Origin of the sequence: Leptolyngbya boryana PCC 6306 (genome assembly GCF_000353285.1) — a bacterium.
Classification (GTDB): domain Bacteria; phylum Cyanobacteriota; class Cyanobacteriia; order Leptolyngbyales; family Leptolyngbyaceae; genus Leptolyngbya; species Leptolyngbya boryana.
This window is the reverse complement of sequence record NZ_KB731324.1, coordinates 1794875-1812715: the sequence shown is the minus strand read 5'-3', so window position 1 is coordinate 1812715 and position 17841 is coordinate 1794875. Positions and strand designations below refer to the sequence as shown.

Genomic DNA, 17841 nt, shown 5'->3' with positions numbered 1-17841 from the left:
ATTCATCACGATCGCGTTCTGATCTACCAGATTTTCCGCTATAGTGCCGAAGGGAAAGCGTGATTTGATGTTAGGAGAGTACTGGTGTTAGGGATCATGCGCTGGCGAGGGACGGCTAAAACTCTTTCAGTCTCATTCGTGTTGGCAATGTTGTTGAATTGGGGGACAGCCCCTGCGTTTGCTGCCTCTTCAACTAAGCTAGCAGGCAAGATTTCAGAAGTGTCGCCGCCTGATGTAATTCAGCAGTTGCACGATCTGACTGATCAATATCAGCCTCAAGTCTCGATCGTATCTCCTCGTCAAAATGAGGTGCTGCAAGACAATACCGTTTCGGTGAAGCTGAATGTCAAAGACTTGCCGCTGCGCAAAGACGAGAAATTTGGGCTAGGGTCGCATTTGCACGTCTTTCTTGACGATCAGCCGTACCAAGCGGTTTACGATACGAGTCAGCCGCTCATTTTCAAGGATTTAGCGGCCGGAACCCATACTTTGCGAGTCTTTGCGGGTCGTCCTTGGCACGAAAGCTTTAAGAATGACGGAGCATTTGCTCAGACGACTTTCCATGTGTTTACGAAAACGCCAACCAATAATCCTGATCCAAAATTACCGCTTTTAACTTATAACCGACCGCAAGCGACCTATGGCGCAGAGCCGATCTTATTAGATTTCTATTTAACGAATGCTCCGTTGCATCTGGTCGCTCAGGAAGACGATAAAGATGATGTGTCGGATTGGAAAGTCAAAGTAACGGTCAATGGCGATAGTTTTACCGTCGATCGCTGGCAACCGATCTATCTCCAAGGCTTTAAACCTGGCAAAAACTGGGTACAACTGGAGTACGTTGACGACAAAGGCAATCCCGTTGCCAATGTGTATAACAATACGGCTCGCGTCTTCACCTATGAGCCGAACGGGAAAGATCCGCTGTCAAGATTGGTTCGCGGTGAAATTCCGTTTGCAGAGGCGGCATCGATCGTTGATCCAACCTTTAAACCCGCAGCCAAAGCGCCTGAAGTTGCTCCAACTCCAGAACCTGCACCCGTAATTCCGCCTGTTGTTGTCCCTGTTCCTGAACCAGAATTCTCCAAGCCTGTTGAAGAACCGAAGGCAATTGAAGAACCCAAGCCTGTTGAGGAAGCTCCAAAACCGAAAGAAGCTGAAAAACCCGCAGGTGGATTCTTTAATCGATTCAAACGGTCTGAACCTACGAAACCGGAACCAGCCGTTGAAGCTCCTGCCGTTGTAGAACCCGAAGTTTCCGAACCGGAAGTGATCGAGCCAGAAGTGTCTCAACCCGAGGAACCAGTCATGGTCGCCCCTGAGACTCCTAAAGTGCCAGAGAAACCTAAAGGTGGATTCTTTAATCGCTTTAAACGCCCCGAAGCTCCAGCCGTTCCGCCTGAACCGAGTCCTGCACCGGAAGTCATCACAGAACCAGAAGTGAAGGCAGAAGAGCCGGAAGTTTTAACGCCAATTGAAGTTCCGCCTGTGAAGACTAGCCCTGCGCCAGGTGGATTCTTTAATCGCACTCAACCGCCGATCGTTCCAGTCGTTCCAGCTCCAACGGAAGTACCAACAATCGAGCCGTCACCCGTCGAAACAATCCCGGAACCTGTCGAAGTTGCGCCTGCTCCAGCAGTTCAAGAGAAACCAAAATCGAACTTCTTCGATCGCTTTAAGCGTCCAGAACCCAAACCCGCTCCAGTCGAAGTAGCGCCCGTTGAAGAACCGAAACCTGTTGAAGAACCACCAACAGTTGAAGCAGAACCTGAAGTAATTGAAGTTTCGCCTGCTCCGGCAGTCCAAGAAAAACCGAAATCAAACTTCTTCGATCGCTTTAAGCGCCCAGAAATCAAACCTAATCCGGTCGAAGTAGCGCCCGTTGAAGAAACGGCTCCAATCGTTGAAGAAACGCCAACGGTTGAAGCAGAACCCGAAGCAATTGAGGTCGCTCCGGCTCCAGCAGTTCAAGAGAAACCAAAATCGAGTTTCTTCAATCGCTTCAAGCGTCCAGAACCCAAACCTGCTCCAGTCGAAGTAACGCCCGTTGAAGAACCGAAGCCTGTTGAGGAACCATCAACCGTTGAAGCAGAACCTGAAGCAATTGAAGTCTCTCCAGCTCCAGTAGTTCAAGAGAAACCAAAATCGAGTTTCTTCGATCGCTTCAAGCGTCCAGAACCCAAACCTGCTCCAGTCGAAGTAGCACCCGTTGAGGAACCGAAACCCGTTGAGACTGCTCCAGAAGTGAAAGAAACGCCAGTTGAGGAACCGAAACCTGTTGAACTTACTCCAGAAGTGAAAGCGGCACCGAAGGTCAATCCATTCGATCGCTTCAAACGCCCTGAGCCGAAACCCATCATTGTTGCTCCAAGCCCAACTCCAGTTCCTGATGCCGTTTCTGCTCCAGCAGTCGAACCTCCAGTCGTTCTAGAAACAAAGCCTGCTGAAGAAGTTAAACCCGAACCCAAGCTGAATCCTTTGGAAAAATTGCGTCAGGCAGTTCCCAAACCTGTTGAACCGCCAGTCGTGGAGAAAGTAGAACCGCCCGTAACCGAGGCAGAACCTGCTGCCCCTTCAGACTTTGAGCCTCAGACTGAGCTTGAGCGTCGTCTCGGTATGCCTCTGAAGCCTCGTGTTGCTGCACCTGCGCTATCGTCAGAAGGAAACGCAGAATAAAACACGCTCATGGTTCGCGCACCGGAGTTTCCGAAAAATCTCACTTGGTTAAATGTTCAGCGTCCTCTGTCTCTCAAAGAGTTTAGGGGACGCATTCTTTTGCTAGATTTCTGGACGTATGGCTGTATTAATTGCATTCACAGCCTGCCGGATTTGAAATATTTGGAAGATAAGTATCACGATCTCTTAACTATCCTCAGCATTCACTCCGCAAAATTCGAGAATGAAAGCTCGATCAAGAATATTCGCCAAGCCATTTTGCGCTATGAAATTACGCATCCGGTCTTAGTCGATCGCGATTTTCAAGTTTGGGAGTCTTATGCTGTTCGCGCTTATCCAACCTTCGTTTTGATTGACGCAAATGGGCGAATTGTAAGAACGATCGCTGGAGAAGGCAGAAGAGAATTACTCGATCAACTGATTGGCGAATTAGTAAACGGAATCGAGCCAAAAGACATTCAGTTTGAGTTAGAGGAAATGCCAATTTTGCCATTAGCTTTTCCGGGAAAAGTTTTGGCGAGCGATCGCTTATTCATTGCCGATTCAGGACATCATCGAATTGTCGTTACAACCTTTGAAGGTGAAGTCTTAGACATTATTGGCACAGGTTTTTCAGGCTTAAAAGACGGTTCATTTGATGAGGCGCAATTCTCAAATCCACAGGGAATGACGATTCACCAAAATATTCTCTATGTTGCTGACACTGGAAATCATGCAATTCGCTGTATTGATTTAGAGAAGAGAATTGTCTCGACGATCGCTGGAACTGGCAATCAAAGCAAAACAATCTATCCGCATGGTGGCAAAGCTTTAGAAGTGGATCTGAATTCACCTTGGGATTTAGTGTGGAACGGCGATCGCTTATTTATCGCGATGGCAGGCGCACATCAGATTTGGGAAATGCAAGACGATGTAATTCAAACTTTTGCCGGAACTGGAGCCGAAGCCAGTTTTGATGGAGCCATTCAAGAAGCGGCTTTTGCTCAACCGAGTGGGATTACGACAAATGGAAAAGAATTATGGATTGCCGACAGTGAAACAAGTTCGATTCGATCAATTGATTTAGAAACTTCTCAAGTGAAAACAGTTTGCGGTGGTGGAGATTTGTATAACTTCGGTGATGTTGATAGCATCGGGGAAAAGGCTCGATTACAACATTGTTTAGATGTCGAATTCGCAGCAGAACTTTGGATTGCAGATACTTACAATCACAAAATCAAGCGCATCAATTCCGATGGATTTTGTCAAACCGTTTTCACAGAATCGTTTTCTGAACCATCTGGAATTAGCGCAACTGCAACGCACTTATTTATTGCAGATACGAATCATCATGCGATTCGGAAAATTGATTTGAAAACTTTGGAAATTTCATCGATCGACTTTCCAAGTCTCTGTGCTCCAACCGTCTGCTTTCCGCACTACATTTCAGCACTAAAAAAGGGGGACTCCAAAGAGCGCCCCCATGAACAAGGTGAATAGAAACTTACTGAGGATTTTGGCGATACCAATCGATCGTCTTTTTCAGTCCTTCCTCAAAGCTCACCTGAGCTGAGAATCCAAACTTCTCCTTCGCCCGCTGCGTATCCAAACAGCGACGAGGCTGACCATTCGGCTTATCCGTTTCCCAAACGATCTCGCCCTTAAATTCCATCAAATCGCAGAGTAACGTAATCAAATCCCGAATCGAGATCTCATAACCCGTGCCTAAATTCACAGGCTCGCACTCACTGTAATGCTGAAGCGCAGTTGTAATCCCCCGCGCCGCATCATCTACATAGAGAAACTCACGCGTCGGACTACCATCTCCCCAAACGGGTAACGTCGCCGCACCCGCTTGTTGAGCTTCATAGACCTTCCGAATCAAAGCAGGAATGACATGTGAACTGCTCGGATCAAAATTGTCCTCCGGCCCATACAGATTTACAGGCAGTAGATAAATGCCATCAAATCCATACTGTTGACGATACGACTGAAGTTGCACTAAAAGCGCTTTCTTCGCGACACCATACGGCGCATTCGTCTCTTCTGGATAACCGTTCCAGATATCATCTTCTTTGAACGGAACAGGTGTGAATTTGGGATACGCACAAATCGTTCCTGCACAGACAAACTTCTGTACCCCTGCTTCGTAAGCAGCATGAATCAATTGCGTTCCCATCATCAAGTTGTCGTAAAACAACTCAGCAGGTTTTTCGCGATTTAGCCCGATGCCCCCAACATGTGCCGCCAAATGCACCACGACATCTTGTTGATCAACCGCTCGTTGGCAATTTTCCATCTTGCGAAGATCGAGATCATGCGATCGCGGCACGGTAATTTTTTGTGGGTCAGCCCCCGATTCGCACAACTGACGAACCACTTGGCGACCCAAGAATCCTGCTCCACCTGTAACCAGAATGCGCTTATTGTGAAGATCAAACGTTGTTGAGGTCATGACTTAATTTCCTTGCTTAGAAAGAGACTCCAGCGAGGTTCTGGCGAACAGTTGCATAATCTGCTACCTTCGCGTGCCCATTACCAGGGGTACTGATTCCCAAAGCTTGCAGATCAGCATCCACCATCAGATGCACCAACTCTTCAAACGTTACAGAAGGTTCCCAACCCAACTGTTTCTTCGCCTTCGCTGGATCGCCAATCAAGAGATCGACTTCCGCCGGACGCAAGTAGCGTTCGTCAAATTCAACATAGTCCTTCCAATCTAAGTTGACGCGACCGAAAGCAATATCTAGAAACTCATGCACTGAATGCGTTTCACCCGTTGCTACAACGTAATCGTCTGGCTGCTCTTGCTGCAACATTAACCACATTGCCCGCACATAATCTTTCGCATAGCCCCAGTCGCGTTTTGCGTCGAGGTTACCCATGAACAGCTTCTTCTGACGACCTGCAACGATTTGTGCTACGGCACGAGTAATTTTGCGGGTCACAAATGTTTCACCCCGGCGTGGAGACTCGTGATTGAACAGAATGCCATTACAAGCAAACATGTCATACGACTCACGATAGTTCACGGTCTGCCAGTGCGCGAATACTTTTGCACACGCATAAGGACTGCGAGGATAGAACGGTGTTTCTTCGGTTTGCGGAACTTGCTGAACCTTTCCGTACATTTCTGAAGAACCCGCTTGGTAGTAGCGGACTTGTTCCCCAATCCGTTGTTGATAGTCCCGAACCGCTTCGAGAATTCTTAACGCGCCCATGCCAACCGCATCAGCCGTATATTCTGGAGCATCAAAACTGACGCGAACATGAGACTGCGCCCCTAAGTTATACACTTCCGAAGGCTTCACTTCTTCAAGAATGCGCCGGAACGTCGTACCATCGGTCAAATCCCCGTAGTGCAGGAAGAGGCGTGCGCCTTCAACATGAGGATCTTCGTAAATGTGATCGATACGATCGGTATTAAACGTCGAAGTTCTTCGGATAATTCCGTGGACTTCATACCCTTGTTCGAGTAAAAGTTCACTTAGATAGGAACCATCTTGACCCGTGATACCCGTTACCAGTGCGCGTTTACGTTGCGTCATTCTTTACTTTCCTCACCTGCAATTACAGAAACTGCTGGACATCAATTAAACCTGGGTTGTTGCGCTCGATCGCCATTTTCGGCGCACGAAACAAGCTGTACCTAGTTAACCCTAAGTGCAGCGCAAATAACACCAAAATAACACCCAACCTTACAGCAAAAGGTTCAACTTGTCTGTGAAAGAACCATGGACTTAGAATAAGATTCGCTAAATTTTAGAAGCTTCAGCCGCTTCAGTCACAATTTATCCCAGTCACAATTCGTTGATGGAGTCATCGATATGGCATCAGAACTCAATCGCTTCCAACTCGAAAATGGAAAGGATGCGAACTCGCCAAACTGCTAACCATTACGGAGATGATTCACGTAATCCGGATTACTCGACTCAATTTCGCAAGTTTGAACGCCAAACGGCTTAATACGCTCCGTTATTTTTCGGAAAGACAACGACTCCGATCGTTTTGACAATGATCCAGAGGTCGAGCAGAAAATTGTGACAGCTCGCATAATAGACATCAATGCGAACCCGCTGCGGGTAGGGAATATCATTACGACCCGACACTTGCCACAAGCCGGTAATTCCTGGGCGAATCGTTAAGACTTTATCGATATGAGCGCCGTATTTGGGGAGTTCTTCGACGACAAGCGGGCGTGGACCGACAACACTCATGTCTCCGACCAAGACATTCCAAAACTGGGGAAACTCGTCCAGGCTAGTAATTCGTAAGAACTTGCCGATCCAGGTAATGCGTGGATCAGATTTCAGTTTGAACGTCGTTTCAAATTCTTCGCGCATTTGTGGGGAGGTGCTGATTAGATCCATCAGCACTTCATCCGCGTTTCTCACCATTGTTCTAAATTTGATGCAGCCGAAGCGCTTGAAATCTTTTCCAACTCGCTCTTGGACATAAAAGATCGGCCCTGAAGAACTCAGAGCAATCAACAATGCCAAGATGAAATAGACCGGAGAGAAAAGAATCAGAACGGACAGCGAAAATACGATATCAAACAGACGTTTGGCAAAATCGGTTTCAAGCGCATTCCGAGTATTGAAAATTGACGGTTTACCAATCGGCTTACCACGCTTGAAGATTGACCGAATCCGCTTGCCGGGAACAAATTGGCTATCGGCAGTCATCTTACTCCTTACTTTTTCCACACCACACACACACAGTCCTGATCATAAAGCCATAGACTCGTTTCGCGTTAAATTTGCTCCCCAATTCGGCGAGTATTTTCAACGAGATTGAAATTCTCGATAAGCTCGATCGATGAAATCAAGATATCGTTGTTTGAAAATATCCGGGTGAAAGTTCATGGCAAATGATCTCGAAGCTTCGGGCTGAAAGATTGCCTGATGCTGTTCAAACGCTTGAACGGCTTCGACGATCGCGGCTTCTGTCTGATTTGGAAACAGAATTCCTGTACCTTGAGATTGGTATTCTCGTAAGTCTCTCACAGTTTCAGCCGTTCCACCCGCACCATAGGCAATAACAGGCGTACCACAGGCTTGCGCTTCGACCGGGGCAATTCCAAAATCTTCGTAGGCAGCATAGACAAACGCTTTTGCTTGTTTCATATATTGCTCTACAACGTCATCGGGCTGCCATCCTAAAATTTTGATATTCGGTTTTGCAATCTTCTGAATTGTTGACAATTCTGCGCCGCTACCGATCACAACTAAGGGAAGATCGAGTTGATTAAATGCCTGAACAATTAGGGGTATTTTTTTATAGCCAACCAGCCTTGAAACAGTCAGGTAATAATCTTGTTTTTGCGGTTCATAAGAGAAGCGATCGACTTCAACTGGCGGATAGATCACTTCAGCAGATCGTCGATAACATCGCCAAATTCTGCGCGCGGTATGGTGAGAATTGGCAATGAAATAGTCCACTCGATTCGATGAGATGACATCCCATTGTCGTAATTGATGCAAAAGATATCGCGTGAAAATTCCCGCAATTCCATGCCCAACCCGACTATTGCGGAGATATTCAAACGTCATATCCCAGACATACCGCATGGGAGCGTGACAGTAGCAAATGTGCAGTTGATGGGGAGAGGTGATTACGCCCTTGGCAACAGCATGATACGACGAGAGAATAACGTCGTATTCGTGGAGATCGAGTTGTTCGATCGCGATCGGTAAAAACGGCAAATATTTTTGCACCCCGTTTTTGGCGAAGGGAAAATGCTGCAAAAAGGTAGTTCCGATTTTCCGCCGATAGAGATAGCTGTTGGGATTGACCGATTCAAAATCGATCAAGGCATAGAGATCGGCATCAATATGTTTGAGAATTTCTTGAACGACGAGTTCTGATCCGCCTGTTGCTTTAGGGGTCAGCCACTCATGGACTAGGGCGTACTTTAAATTCACGATCGCGTATTTCTCATCTCTGGCACAGATTCTATCGTTATTTATGAGTGCAGACTGTCTGAGATTGCATTGTAGAGTAGATCAAAGTGATGGGCTTAGCGAATGAGAACTCGCTAGGGTACGAGAAGTCGTATATCGTCGATCTTGTAGTGTTCCATGCAATTGTGCGATCGAGTTTGGGGGTTGAGATGATTACTGCACTTGCCGTATTAGTGGCTTTAGGAATTTTAGCCGTAGGATTTAATCGTGCTCGTCCTTACGGCAAACTTGGCATTCTGGCTTGGTTTCAGTCTGTAGTACTGATGTCTCCGTGGATTATTTTTTTCGGCTTATTTTCGGCAGGAATTTATCTCAATTTGGCGGGAATGCTCCTGCTGTTTGTGATTTCGACGGGAATTTATATCTGGATTGGGCGAAAGCTGAGAGCCGAAGGGCAGGAATTCTTGGCACAAAGAGCAGCAGCGAAAGTCGCGATCGAGTCTGCTTTTCCTAAATCGGATGACGCGACTGAAGCGCCAGTCATGATTCCACCTGAGAGCCTATCGATTCCGAATGAAGATCTCCAAGCCATTAAAAGTATTTTTGGCATTGATACTTACTTTTTAACTGAAACGATTTCATATCAAGATGGCGCAATTTTCAAAGGGAATTTGCGCGGCGATCCAGACTCTACCCATGCAAAACTAACCGAGAATTTGAAAGCCCAAGTCGGTGATCGCTATCGGTTATTCCTCATCGAAAATCAGGAAGAAAAGCCTGTCGTCGTCGTGTTACCGAGCAAAAACGACCCGAAGCCGTTGACGTTAACACAAACTTTATTGTCGATCGTGCTGTTTCTTGCCACGATCGCTGCAAGTTTAGAAACAGGGGGCATTTTACTCGGATTTGATTTTTACGGTTCTCCAGAGCGATACGCAGAAGTACTGCCGTTTAGCATAGGGATTCTAGCGGTTTTGTTAGCGCATGAATTTGGGCATTGGATTGTCGCAAAACGTTACCAAATCAAATTAAATTTGCCGTTTTTTATTCCCACCTGGCAGATTGGCTCGTTCGGAGCGATTACCAAATTCGCGTCGTTGTTGCCTAATCGATCGACGTTATTTGATATTTCAGTTGCAGGGCCGCTCGCTGGTGGAGCCGTTGCATTCGGGATGTTAATTGCTGGATTGCTGATGTCGCATGAAGGCAGTGGGTTTAAAGTTCCGACACAATTCTTTGAAGGATCGATCTTGGTTGGAACCTTGGCGCGTGTAATTATGGGAGCGGAGATTCAGCGATCGATTGTTGAAGTCAGCCCCTTGGTGGTACTGGGCTGGATTGGCTTAGTCGTGACGGCCATTAATGTCATGCCCGCAGGACAGCTCGACGGCGGTCGGATTGTACAAGCCATCTATGGACGCAAGATTGCGGCTCGCGCTACAGTCGCGACGATCATTATTTTGGGATTAGCTTCGTTTGTCAATCCGCTAGCGTTATATTGGGCGATCGTGATTGTTGTTTTACAACGCACACCAGAACGTCCCAGTCTCAACGAACTGACTGAACCCGATGATGCCCGTGCCGGGATTGCCTTAGTTGTGCTGTTTCTCATGCTGATGATTCTTCTCCCACTGACCCCAAGTCTCGCCGGTCGCCTAGGCATTGGCGGCTAGTTGTTTCACCTGCCCCAGATTATGTTGGATGCCCCTGAAATTTTCTTGCTCATCGACCTCAATACACTCTTCGCCTGTAAACCCTATGAGTGGCTGGAATTTAGCCCGATGGGTCGCTGTTTTGTACCAGAGGCAGTTCATCAAGAGTTAGAAGCTTGGGCAGGTCATCGGAGCGACACAGCCGAATCAAAAATTGCGCGGGAATATTGCCGATTGATGTTAGAAGGCGATTGGTACCTGGCACGATCGCCCATTCCCGCCGACACACAGCGCCCATTCACGAGACGCGCCAGACTCGCCATCGATGTGCGCAACTCAGCCGAGTCATTAGCGCAATCGAGTCCCAGGCAATTAGTCGTAGTGGTATCGAACGATCGAGCTTTGCTTCAACAACTTCACGCCCTGCGTCTGGATAATCTCACTGGCGTTCCAGTGAGTACTTTCCTGACTTGGAGCCGCACGAAACGCCAGCCGCCTGTTGTAATTCAGCATGTGCGATCGATGCAGTCGCATTCCCTCCAACTACTGAGTGCTGGAAATCACAGACACTTACGCCCATTCTTGACCTCAAATTATCCGAAGTTCTCTTCTCAGCCTGTGTATCACTCTACGTGGCGCGATCGCGTATTGCCACTGCTGCCTCTGATTTTAATTCTGAGTGGCTTAACGTTGGGATGGTGTTTTGCCCAGCCTTTCATCCAGCAACTTCCCTCTACCTCAGAGCAAAATCAGTAAGTAACTTGTGATCGCATCCGCGCGTCCTCTCTCCATGAAGCCCTCTGCGAGTGTTTATGCGTTCCCCTGTTCAGATCATTTCTGCGATCGTCTTGATGAGTGCCTTATCTCTTGGTAGTGGCATTCCGCTTTTGCAAGCCTCTGCCGCCCCAATACGTCATCCGACAGTCCTGCTGACCACTGCTTATCCAAAAACATTGAGTTGGCGAGTGCGAAAAGATCTAGCACGCCGAGTTGGAATTCCCACAACTGAGTTGAGGGTCATGCAAGCAGAACGCAAAACTTGGGGAGATGGCTGTCTCGAATTGCCAAAAACAGATGAATTTTGCACCCAACAACTCATTGAAGGCTGGAAAGTTGTGGTTGCTCATCAGAATCAAACGTGGGTTTATCACACAGATTTGCAAGGTCGATTGCTCAGACTCGCTGAATCTCAACCGTCCGAACTTCTACCCAAGAATGTTGTGTTTCGATCGCGCATGAGCGGCGGATTTGCAGGTCAAACGTATGACACCATTTTGTTGAGCGATGGCACAATGCAGCAAGCCATTGATATGGGGGGAGATCCACGACGAACTCAAAGCGCTTCTTCATCAGCATCACTGCGAGCTTGGAAGATCACACCCCAAAAAGTTGAAGAATTTCGCGAACTGTTGAAGCGTGAACAATTTCAGAATTTCAATCGCAAGACTTACTCTCCTCCTCAAGGTGCCGCCGATTTCTTCATCGTAACTTTAGCCAGTCCCGTAGGAACCGTTCAGTATGCGGACATTGAGCAAGAAAACTTACCGCGATCGCTCCAAACCATCATTCAAGCCTGGAACGCCCTCAAATAACCCCACTCCCCCACTCCCTACTCCCCACTTTCCGCAAATTCCCCTATCTCCCCCCTGTTAGTTCCCCGAATTCCCCGGGTACGTTTCATAAAGACTTTATACGGCATTCGAGGAAACGCATGAGGCGAGAAAAACTCAAGCTGTTGATCGTGGATGATGAGCCGGATAATCTCGATCTGCTTTACCGTACCTTCCGGCGAGACTTCGACGTGATTCGGGCGGAAAGCGCGATCGAAGCGCTCAAAGTCCTTGATGAACAAGGCGAAGTCGCAATTATTATTTCAGATCAGCGAATGCCAGAAATGCTGGGAACTGAGTTTCTCAGTCGAACCGTCGATCGCTTTCCGGACACGATTCGGATTGTGCTAACGGGCTATACCGATGTCGAAGATCTCGTCGATGCCATTAACTCTGGCAAAGTATTCAAATACATCACCAAGCCTTGGAAGTCTCAACAGCTTCAAGTCGTTGTCGAGCAGGCGGCTGAGACCTATCAAGTGCTAAAACAGCGCACAGCGGATTTACGACGGGCACTCAGACGCGAATCGTCGTTGAATGCCATTACAACCGCGATTCGCGAATCGCTGGATTATCAAAACATGCTGCACACGATCGTGGAAACGATCGGGCTGACCTTTGAGGCAAGTTGCTGCATGTTACATCCAGTCGAAGGTGAACGGTTGAAATCCAATTCAGCCATGTATTGTGCAGTGAATGTGCCCTTCAAGAGTTGTGAAGACGATCGCACTTCAGACCTGGTACAAATCGTACTGCACGATAGCACAGCCAGAATGAAGAGCCAAAACCCACCGCATTTTGTGCTGCCGTTGCGCTACCAAAAAGACCTCCTCGCGATTCTGTCTCTGCATCGAGAATCCGATCAGCCATTCTGGTCAACAGAAGACTTAGAACTGATCGAAGTCGTCACAGAGCAAGCAGCCTTGGCGATTTCTCAAGCAAGACTCTATCGTCGAACTCAGGAGCAAGCGGAACAAATTCGAGCCGAGTTAGAAGTCGCACGCCAGATTCAGACCAATCTCCTGCGGCAGACGCTTCCGCGATTAGACAATCTTAAAGTACAAGCTTGTTGTCATCCCGCTCGTGAAGTTGGAGGAGACTTTTTTGAAGTCTATCAGCATCCCCAAGGCGATTTATGGCTAGCCGTGGGCGATGTCTCAGGCAAGGGAGTTCCGGCAGCTCTGTTTATGGCAAGTGCGATTTCCGTGTTGCGGCGGGAATTGTCACAAGAAGTTTCTCCAGAACCAGATGAAGTGATGCGAAATTTAAACAGCATTCTCTCGCAAGACTTAATGGGCACAAACTGTTTTATTACAATGGTTTTGGCGCGATATACCCGATCGAGCGGACAATTAGTTTATGCGAATGCAGGTCATATCTACCCCTTAGTTTGGTCAAAGCATACGATCGCGCAAGCCATTGAGCCAACTTATTTGAAAGTCCGAGGCATTCCCCTAGGGATATTACCGAAATGGAACGCGATTGCCGGAAAACGATTGCTTCAAGATGGAGAAATCTTATTATTAACCAGCGATGGAATTACTGAGGCAACCGTGCGACCAGAAGGAGAAGTCAATTTAGCGAGCGATCCCGCAAGGGCGATGTTACGACAAACCGGGTTATGGAAGTTACTACAGCAAGCGGGAGAAAGTTTGGATCTCAAACAGCTGCTTGCCCAAATTCAGGCGCACAATGCGATTCAAGAAGATGATCAAACGATTCTGTCTCTGGAGGTTCTCTAACCCATGAAGACTGAACTTCACGTTCCGAGCGATTTGCGATTTCTCACGGTAGTTGAATCCTGGCTATTAGAGAGTCTCAAAATTGAAATTGGCGACCAAATTGATTGGACACGACAATCGAGTCGGCTACGGTTGGCTTTGGTTGAGGCTTACTCAAATGTGGTGCGGCATGCCCACCGCAATCAACCGGATCTTCCGGTCGTGGTGCGATTGGAATTGAGAGATCGAGATTTAGCGATCGAAATCTGGGATCACGGACAGGGGTTTGACATTTCAAGCTATTTGGCTCCATCTCCTGAAATGATGCAGGAGCATGGCTATGGCTGGCTGATTCTAAATCGACTGATGGATCGGGTGGAATATCAGCTTCAGGTCAATGGGCGGAATTGTTTGAAACTTCAAGCCAATCTGCTAGAAATGTCAGCACAATCATCTAGATAATCTCAATTTTGAGCTTCAAGATAAGGTTCAACTCGACTCCACTCGCACCGATCGAGCAGCGAACGTGATGCACATCTTGACGCCATCCACGCGGAATGAGCGGAGCCGCCCCCTCGGTTAACGCCCCAAATCGTGTAATTCATGAATTGCATCCGCACAACGCTGCGTAATGGCTTCGAGTTCTGCCCGATTGGTCGTAGTTGGCGCTTCGATCACTTTTCCAATCCGAATCGTAATCGGCACAGGTTGAGGGAATTTTCCGTGCTTGAAAATCTCATGTGTCCCCCACAGACTGACCGGAATTAGCGGGGAGTTTGTTTTTGCGGCAATCCAAGCGGCTCCTAATTTTGGATCAGCAATTCGCCCATCTGGCGTGCGAGTGCCATCGAGAAAAACGCCCGTTGCCCATCCTGACTCGATCGAAGCCATTGCAGCCTTCATCGCCGCGCGATCGCCGGTTCCGCGCTTCACAGGATAAGCTCCATAGGCAGTAATCGCCTGTTTGAGGACGGGCACGTTAAACAGTTCTTCTTTTGCCATGTAGGCGACAGGTCGCCCGATCGCACAAGACAATAAGGGCGGATCAAAATCGCTGGCATGGTTGCTCACGACGAGCAGCCGTCCTTGTTTTGGCACATTCTCCGCTCCGTAAATCCGTCCACAAAAGTAAGTGTGCAGAACCGGAGACACCACGGACCATTTGAACAGGTGATAGAGAACCAGACTAATCAAAGGTTCTCGATCGCGGGAAATTTCGGCACTCGGACGTTCGGAAGTTTGGCTCATAACAGATCAGCAAGGCTGCCCACATTTTCTAACACGAGATCGGGGCAAGTGCGTTTGATAATTCCAGTTAAAACTTTTCCAGGACCAACTTCAATCACGCGATCGACGTGTTCTTCTGGAAGTCTCAGCGAAATTTCTCGCCATCGCACCGAGCCTGTCATTTGCCGACTCAGCCGACTTTTTAACTCTCCTGCATTGCGGCTGGGAATCGGATCAACATTCGATAAGACAGGCATTTCAGCCGCTTTAAATTCGACCGCATCTAAAACGGTCTTAAATTGCTCCGCCGCGTCTGCCATCAGCGGCGAGTGAAATGCACCGCTGACGTTCAGCTTTACAGCCTTTTTCGACTTCACTTGCGCCATCACCGTTTCAACAGCTTCCGGTGTTCCAGAAATGACCACCTGACCAGAATTATTGTCATTGGCTAACACGGCACCTGGCGTGTCAGCTAAAACCGCTTCGAGTTGGGCGCGATCGAATCCTAACAAAGCTGCCATCATTCCATCGGAGGCACTATCCATCAACTCAGCACGCCGTTGCATCAGACGCAACCCGGACTCAAAATCAAACACACCTGCAGTGTACAGAGCAGAGTATTCGCCTAAACTATGCCCCGCAACAAAGTCGGGCATTTGCCCTTTTTCTTTGAGCAAATCTGCCAAAATCGTTTCAACAACGTAGAGACAAGGCTGAGTGTACAGCGTTTGAGAAACTTTATTTTCGGGACTCTGGCAGATCTCGACCACGGACCATCCTAAAATCTGTTCTGCTCGATCGAATGTTGCCTTCGCTGCGGGAAGTTCGAGTAAGTCACTGCCCATTCCAATTGCCTGAGATCCTTGCCCAGGGAACACCCATGCCGTCTTTGCCATTGTCGTGAATTGTTGTGAATTAAATTTCAAGTCAGTTTCGCCCTGATTCCCTTGAAGGTCAGGGCAGGAGGATTGCTAACGCCCCCATTGAAAAATTGCTGCACCCCAGGTCAAGCCAGCACCAAATCCTGAAGCTGCGATCGTATCTCCGGGCTTGACCAATCCATCTCGCACCGCTTCATCTAATGCAAGAGGAATCGATGCCGCTGAAGTATTGCCGTATTTTGCCAGATTACTAATCACTTTCTCGGAAGGAATCTTTAATCGATTCGCAACCGCATCCAAAATCCGCTGATTTGCCTGGTGCAATAAGAGCCAATCGACAGAATCAGTCTTCACGTTTGCCCGAAATAAAGCTTTTTCGATCACTTCCGGCACGCGTTTCACGGCAAATCGGTAGACTTCCTGACCGTTCATGGTAATCGGCTGAAAGTTGCCCTGACCGATTTCACAATCTTCCGATAACTGCTTCGATTCGCCTGAATAAGCTAAATTCAAGCAGCGATTCTGAGTGCCATCACTGCGAAGTTCAAATCCGAGTAACCGATCGCTTTGATTTGCTTGGATCACAACCGCTCCGGCTCCGTCTCCAAACAAAACACAGGTGCGACGATCGCTCCAATCTACCCAGCGCGACAAGACATCCGCCCCAATCAACAAGACATTACGATAAGCTCCGGTGCGAATGTATTGTGCAGCGGTCACGAGTCCAAATACGAAGCCCGAACAAGCGGCTGTCAAATCAAACGCGACCGCTTGGGACGCTCCGATCGCGGCTTGTACCTGACACGCACTGCCAAATAAATCATCTGGGGTCGAAGTTGCCAGCAGAATCAAATCAATTTGATCGGGTTCAAGTCCAGCCATGTCGATCGCAGATTTTGCCGCTTGCGATGCCAGATCGACCAACGTTCCCGAAGGCTCGCTTAAGTGTCGTTGGCGAATCCCTGTGCGTGAAGCGATCCACTCATCAGACGTTTCGACCACTTGACTTAACTGATCATTCGTAACCGTCGGATTGGGCGCGGCTGATCCACATCCGGTGATGGCGACTCCGACCCCTGAATATTCCACCAAAATTGTTCACTCCAAATGGGTTGAGGTGAGTTAACTGTCCGCACGAACAGCAACCGTCGGATCGTAACTTGAGCGAATGCGATCGAGAACTGTGTTGTCGATCGCATCTTTCGCAAGTCGCGCAGCATTGAAGATGGTTGGAGCTTGCGAACTGCCGTGGCTGATAATGCAAACACCGTCTACACCCAGCAATAGACCGCCGCCATGTTCTGCGTGATCCATGCGTTGCTTAATTCGCTTCAGATTTGGACGAAGGAAGGTGACTCCGGCTTTACCATGCAATCCGCGCGGTAACTCTTCGCGCAAGATTTGCAGTGCGACTTCTCCCACCGCTTCCGCAAATTTCAGCAAGACGTTTCCAGCAAAGCCATCGCAGACAATCACATCAAAATGACCGGACAGAACATCGCGTCCTTCGGCGTTGCCGATGAACGGAATCGCTGGATTAGCACTTAGCAATTCATGCGTTTGAATTGCCAATTCGTTGCCTTTATTCGGTTCTTCGCCAATGTTCAGCAAGCCAACTTTCGGTTCAGAGTTGCCTAAAACATATTGAGAATAGATTGTCCCCATCAGAGCAAATTGCTCTAAGAATTTAGGGCGACAATCAACGTTTGCACCCACATCGAGAATCAGAACAGGCTTACCCGCGATCAGCGTCGGCAGAACTGCCCCGATCGCTGGACGATCGATTCCTTTCAACCGTCCCAATTTCAGAAGTGCAGCCGCCATCGCCGCACCAGAATGCCCTGCTGAGACGACCGCATCCGCTTGCTTCTTCTTCACCAAATCCATTGCCACATTGATCGAGGCTTTTGGCTTGCGACGTAGCCCGACGAGCGGTTCTTCTTCCATTTCGACTGTTCCTTCGGAGGGCACAATTTCAATATCAGAAGAATGCGTATGATGCTTTAAGGCAGCTTCCACTTGGTGTGGATCGCCGACCAAGACGACATCGACATCGAGTTCTGCATGTGCTCTCACCGCACCCGCGACGATTTCATCCGGGGCATTATCTCCACCCATTGCATCGATTGCAATTTTTACCCGCGTTGATCCCATTGGCTCTAAGTTCTTAAAAACCTTCCAAATTTTATCAG

Annotated in this window: 15 protein-coding genes; 7 read left to right on the top strand and 8 right to left on the bottom strand. The window is 48.2% G+C overall.

Annotated elements, in window-relative coordinates; genetic code table 11:
• Positions 1-84: 84 nt before the first annotated feature.
• Both LEPBO_RS43310 and LEPBO_RS0108985 read left to right on the top strand, forming a co-directional pair.
• Positions 85-2676 (top strand): hypothetical protein, encoded by a 2592-nt coding sequence (locus LEPBO_RS43310; protein WP_192820015.1) that lies wholly within the window; start codon positions 85-87, stop codon positions 2674-2676.
• A 9-nt stretch (positions 2677-2685) separates the two neighbouring features.
• Positions 2686-4155, top strand: coding sequence for a thioredoxin-like domain-containing protein (locus LEPBO_RS0108985; protein ID WP_017287225.1), 1470 nt, complete (start codon positions 2686-2688; stop codon positions 4153-4155).
• 4 nt (positions 4156-4159) lie between these two features.
• On the opposite strand, the gene LEPBO_RS0108980 is transcribed toward LEPBO_RS0108985, so the two are convergent.
• From LEPBO_RS0108980 to LEPBO_RS0108960, 4 genes are all read right to left on the bottom strand, one after another.
• Complete coding sequence (locus LEPBO_RS0108980; RefSeq protein ID WP_017287224.1) at positions 4160-5110, bottom strand: GDP-L-fucose synthase family protein; 951 nt, start codon at positions 5108-5110, stop codon at positions 4160-4162.
• A gap of 16 nt (positions 5111-5126) precedes the next feature.
• Entirely contained in the window at positions 5127-6203 is a 1077-nt protein-coding gene (gmd, locus tag LEPBO_RS0108975) for a GDP-mannose 4,6-dehydratase (RefSeq protein WP_017287223.1), read from the bottom strand.
• 414 nt (positions 6204-6617) lie between these two features.
• A complete protein-coding gene (locus LEPBO_RS0108965) occupies positions 6618-7340 on the bottom strand; it encodes a sugar transferase (protein WP_017287221.1) in 723 nt (240 codons plus the stop codon).
• A gap of 99 nt (positions 7341-7439) precedes the next feature.
• Positions 7440-8579 carry a glycosyltransferase gene (locus LEPBO_RS0108960; RefSeq protein ID WP_017287220.1) on the bottom strand — a complete coding sequence of 380 codons (1140 nt, stop codon included), beginning with the start codon at positions 8577-8579 and terminating at the stop codon, positions 7440-7442.
• A gap of 89 nt (positions 8580-8668) precedes the next feature.
• On the opposite strand from LEPBO_RS0108960, the gene LEPBO_RS0108955 reads away from it, so the two are divergent.
• From LEPBO_RS0108955 to LEPBO_RS0108935, 5 genes are all read left to right on the top strand, one after another.
• Positions 8669-10231 carry a site-2 protease family protein gene (locus LEPBO_RS0108955; protein WP_017287219.1) on the top strand — a complete coding sequence of 521 codons (1563 nt, stop codon included), beginning with the start codon at positions 8669-8671 and terminating at the stop codon, positions 10229-10231.
• Positions 10232-10966 (top strand): PIN domain-containing protein, encoded by a 735-nt coding sequence (locus tag LEPBO_RS0108950; RefSeq protein WP_225903958.1) that lies wholly within the window; start codon positions 10232-10234, stop codon positions 10964-10966.
• 56 nt (positions 10967-11022) lie between these two features.
• Positions 11023-11802: a hypothetical protein gene (locus LEPBO_RS36555; RefSeq protein WP_017287217.1), complete on the top strand. Its 780-nt coding sequence runs from the start codon at positions 11023-11025 to the stop codon at positions 11800-11802.
• A 119-nt stretch (positions 11803-11921) separates the two neighbouring features.
• Complete coding sequence (locus LEPBO_RS0108940; protein ID WP_017287216.1) at positions 11922-13562, top strand: SpoIIE family protein phosphatase; 1641 nt, start codon at positions 11922-11924, stop codon at positions 13560-13562.
• 3 nt (positions 13563-13565) lie between these two features.
• The gene (locus tag LEPBO_RS0108935) at positions 13566-14003 is read left to right on the top strand and encodes an ATP-binding protein (RefSeq protein WP_017287215.1); all 438 of its coding nucleotides are present in this window, start codon (positions 13566-13568) and stop codon (positions 14001-14003) included.
• A 117-nt stretch (positions 14004-14120) separates the two neighbouring features.
• On the opposite strand, the gene LEPBO_RS0108930 is transcribed toward LEPBO_RS0108935, so the two are convergent.
• The 4 genes from LEPBO_RS0108930 to plsX all read right to left on the bottom strand — a co-directional run bounded on the left by LEPBO_RS0108930 (position 14121) and on the right by plsX (position 17803).
• Positions 14121-14789: a lysophospholipid acyltransferase family protein gene (locus tag LEPBO_RS0108930; RefSeq protein ID WP_017287214.1), complete on the bottom strand. Its 669-nt coding sequence runs from the start codon at positions 14787-14789 to the stop codon at positions 14121-14123.
• Entirely contained in the window at positions 14786-15664 is an 879-nt protein-coding gene (gene fabD / locus LEPBO_RS0108925) for an ACP S-malonyltransferase (RefSeq protein WP_017287213.1), read from the bottom strand. Before fabD ends, LEPBO_RS0108930 begins: the two co-directional genes overlap by 4 nt.
• Before the next feature lie 75 nt (positions 15665-15739).
• Positions 15740-16738 carry a beta-ketoacyl-ACP synthase III gene (locus LEPBO_RS0108920; RefSeq protein WP_017287212.1) on the bottom strand — a complete coding sequence of 333 codons (999 nt, stop codon included), beginning with the start codon at positions 16736-16738 and terminating at the stop codon, positions 15740-15742.
• Between the two features lie 33 nt (positions 16739-16771).
• A complete protein-coding gene (plsX, locus tag LEPBO_RS0108915; RefSeq protein ID WP_017287211.1) occupies positions 16772-17803 on the bottom strand; it encodes a phosphate acyltransferase PlsX in 1032 nt (343 codons plus the stop codon).
• Positions 17804-17841 lie beyond the last annotated feature (38 nt).

Coding starts and splice junctions, on each gene's coding strand:
- LEPBO_RS36555 (WP_017287217.1), top strand. CDS start 11,023: ATGCGTTCCCCTGTTCAGATCATTTCTGCGATCGTCTTGATGAGTGCC.
- LEPBO_RS0108955 (WP_017287219.1), top strand. CDS start 8,669: ATGGGCTTAGCGAATGAGAACTCGCTAGGGTACGAGAAGTCGTATATC.
- LEPBO_RS0108940 (WP_017287216.1), top strand. CDS start 11,922: ATGAGGCGAGAAAAACTCAAGCTGTTGATCGTGGATGATGAGCCGGAT.
- LEPBO_RS0108935 (WP_017287215.1), top strand. CDS start 13,566: ATGAAGACTGAACTTCACGTTCCGAGCGATTTGCGATTTCTCACGGTA.
- plsX (WP_017287211.1), bottom strand. CDS start 17,803: ATGGGATCAACGCGGGTAAAAATTGCAATCGATGCAATGGGTGGAGAT.
- LEPBO_RS0108930 (WP_017287214.1), bottom strand. CDS start 14,789: ATGAGCCAAACTTCCGAACGTCCGAGTGCCGAAATTTCCCGCGATCGA.
- LEPBO_RS0108980 (WP_017287224.1), bottom strand. CDS start 5,110: ATGACCTCAACAACGTTTGATCTTCACAATAAGCGCATTCTGGTTACA.
- LEPBO_RS0108985 (WP_017287225.1), top strand. CDS start 2,686: ATGGTTCGCGCACCGGAGTTTCCGAAAAATCTCACTTGGTTAAATGTT.
- fabD (WP_017287213.1), bottom strand. CDS start 15,664: ATGGCAAAGACGGCATGGGTGTTCCCTGGGCAAGGATCTCAGGCAATT.
- LEPBO_RS0108965 (WP_017287221.1), bottom strand. CDS start 7,340: ATGACTGCCGATAGCCAATTTGTTCCCGGCAAGCGGATTCGGTCAATC.
- gmd (WP_017287223.1), bottom strand. CDS start 6,203: ATGACGCAACGTAAACGCGCACTGGTAACGGGTATCACGGGTCAAGAT.